At 73.7% G+C, this 3,217-nt stretch carries 1 protein-coding gene and 1 pseudogene; both read left to right on the forward strand.

Translation table 11 applies throughout. The features are described 5' to 3' along the window. Window positions 1-180: 180 nt before the first annotated feature. On the forward strand, window positions 181-1,509 hold the full coding sequence (locus HTZ82_RS08930; protein ID WP_175408769.1) for a uracil-xanthine permease family protein: 1,329 nt from the start codon (window positions 181-183) through the stop codon (window positions 1,507-1,509). After that, window positions 1,506-2,912, forward strand: a pseudogene (locus tag HTZ82_RS08935) (amidohydrolase family protein); the annotation flags it as partial. The gene HTZ82_RS08930 and the pseudogene HTZ82_RS08935, both read left to right, overlap by 4 nt. Window positions 2,913-3,217: the final 305 nt, after the last annotated feature.

Raw genomic sequence — 3,217 nt, forward strand, 5'->3', positions numbered from 1 at the left:
ACCAAGGCCACCGAGCCCACCAAGGCCACCGAGCCCACCAAGGCCACCGAGCCCACCAAGGCCACCGAGGCCACCGAGGCCACCGAGGCCACCGAGGCCACCGAGGCCACGGGTGCCCCGGACTCCACAGGCACCACGGGCTCCCACGCGTCCACCGGCTCCGCGACGGCGCCTCATCCCGTGGACGAGTCCCGGCCGCTCGGCCGGATCCTGCTCTTCGGTCTCCAGCACGTCCTCGTCATGGCCGCGACCCCCATCTCGGCCGTCTTCCTGATGAGCGCGACGCTCGGTCTCGGCCCCCGCCTGACGGTCGATCTGCTCTCGGCCGCCTTCGTGCTCTCCGGGGTCGGTTCCCTGATCCAGTCGCTCGGGCCCTGGAGGTTCGGGCCCAAGCTGCCGTTCGTGATGCTGCCGGGTGGCGCACCGCTCATCCTGTTCCTGGCCATCGCCGAGCAGCACGGGCTGCGCACGGCCACCGGCGCGGTGATCCTCACCGCCGCCTTCTACTTCGTCGTGCTGCCGGTCTTCTCCCGGCTGCTCGCGTTCTTCCCCGCCCTGGTCATCGGCACGATGATCGTCATCGTCGGGGTCAACCTGGTGAAGGTCGGCGCGGTCCTCGTCACCGGCCGCCCCGGCACCCCCGGCTTCGGGGACCCCACGAACCTGATGCTGGGCATGGCGACGATCGGCTTCACCGTCGCGTTCTACCGGCTGTTCACCGGCGTCCTGCGGCAACTCGCCGTCATGCTGGGCCTGATCGCCGGTACCGTCCTCGCCTTCCTGCTCGGCGCGGCCGACTTCGGTCCGGCCGCCGACGGCGGACTGATCAGTGTCCCGCAGCCGCTGCCGTTCGGGACACCCGAGTTCAACCTGATCGCCGCGCTGCCGCTCATGCTGTACAGCCTCGCCTCGATGGCGGAGGCCACCGGGCAGACCGTCATCAACGCGGAGGCGGTCGGCAAGCCGGTCGACAAGCGCCGGGACGTCCCGAGGACGATACGCGGCGACGCCGCCACGTCCCTGTTCGGCGGTTTCTTCGGGCTGCCGCTGATGGTGACGAGCGGCGAGAACATCGGCATTGTCCGGGTCACCGGCGTCCGCAGCCGGTACGTCACGGCCGCCGCCGGCGTCGTCCTCGTCGCCATCGGCTTCCTGGCGCCCGTCACCCGCGCGATCAGCGTGGTGCCTTCGGCGGTCGTCGGCGGCACGGCCATGGTCGTGTTCGCCGTCATCACGGTCCTCGGCGTGCAGATGCTGGGGCGTGCGGGGCTCGACCGGCACACCAACACGTTCATCTGCGCGGTGGCGATCGCCCTGGGGCTGCTGCCCATCCTGATCCCGGGCGTGTACGGGGGCTTTCCGCCGAACCTGCGGATCCTGCTCGAAAGCGGCGTCGCCGTGGGCGCGTTCGTGGCCGCGGCGCTCAACATCCTGTTCCACCACGTGGGTCCGCGCCCGAAGCGCGCCCGCTCGGCCGACGCGCCGAACGCACCGGAAAGTGACCGATGAACGACCTCTCCCCCGACCTCCTCGACACGGCCGGCCCGCTCCTCCTCGTGCCCGACGCGGTGTTCACGCCCGGCGGCCCGGCGGCGGCGACCGGCCGGCACGCGGTCGTCGTGGCCGACGGCTCCTTCCGCGCGGTGGGCCCTGCCGCGGAGCTGCACCGTACCCATCCGCATCTGACGCCCGTCCGGCTGCCGGGGCACGTCCTGATGCCGGGCTTCGTCGACGCCCATCACCATCTGACGCAGAGCTTCGGCTCGGCGCTGGCCTTCGGCGAGCCGTCGGAGATCTTCCGCCGGGTGTGGGTGCCGCTGGAGAACGCGCTGGACGAGGAGTCCGCGTACGTGGCGGCGAAGCTGGCGGCACTCGAAGCGCTGCGCGGCGGTTTCACGACCGTCGCGGACGCGGGCACGCGCGCCGCCGTGGACGTCGAATGCGTGGCATCGGCGGCGCGTGACGCCGGCATCCGCTGCGTACTCGGTCTGGTCTGCAACGACGCGGACGGCGAGGAGCCCGAGGGCTCCGGCGGCACGCTCGCGCGTGCCGAGAAGCACCTCGCGCGGTACGCGGACGACCCACTGGTCCGGCCGTCCCTCGCGGTCTCCGTCCCCGAGGCGGCGACCGCCCGCACCCTGCGCGACACGGCCCGTCTGGCGGCCGACGCGGGGGCCGTGGTCCAGATCCATGTCAACGAGCATCTCGCGGGCGTGGAACGGTCCCTCGTCCGGCACGGTCTGCGCCCCCTGGAGTATCTGCACGAAGTGGGCGCTCTGGGCCCGCAGTTGCTGGCCGCGCACGCGACGCTGCTGACGCCCCGGGAGCTCACGCTGCTCGCCGACAGCGGGGCGGCCGTGAGCTACAACCCGGTGGCCAGTGCCTGGAAGGGCAACGCCGTGGCCCCGGCGGGGGCGATGGCGGAGCGCGGCATCCGGTTCGGCCTGGGCACGGACGGCACGCGCGGCGACGCGTTCCGGCTGGCCGAGGCCGCGGAGTTCGCGCAGCGTCTGGCGTTCGGGCTGGCCTCCGGCGACTCGTCCTGCGGCGCCGGCTGGACCTGGCTGGACCACGCCGCCCGGGGCGGCGCCGATGCGGTCGGCCTCGGGGCGCGCACGGGCACGGTCACGGAAGGCGCGGCCGCCGACTTCCTGCTCGTGGACGTGTCCACTCCGGAGCTGCGGCTGTCGTGGGACCTGCCCTGGGAGCTGGTACGGCGCGGCAACCGGGACCAGATCACGGCGGTGTTCGTCGGCGGGCGGCTGCGGATGTGGCGCGGCCGGCCGACCGGCTGGGACGGCCCCGCGCTGGTGGAACAGGCGGCCGAACTGGCCCACACGGTCATGGCCCGGGCCTCGGTGACCCGGGTGCACCCGACGTCGTCGGAAGCGCGGGAGGCGACGCAGGCCCGGGCCTCCGCTCGGGCACGGAAGGCGGCGCAGGCGCGGGACGCGAACGCGGCACAGCACGCGAACGCGGCGACGCCGGACCGGGGTACGCCACCGGGCCGGGGCGCGTCGCCGAGCCAGAGTGCGGCGCCGAGCCAGAGTGCGGCACCGAGCCGGAGTGCTGAGCCGAGTCAGGGCGTGACACCGGACCAGAGCGCGACGCCGAGCCAGAACGCGACACCGGACCCGAGCGCGGCACCGAGCCAGAGCGCAACGCCGGACCGGAGCGCAACGCCGGACCGGAGCGCGACACCGGACCCGAGCGCGAC

The organism is Streptomyces sp. TRM64462 (assembly GCF_013362995.1).
Classification (GTDB): Bacteria; Actinomycetota; Actinomycetes; order Streptomycetales; family Streptomycetaceae; genus Streptomyces.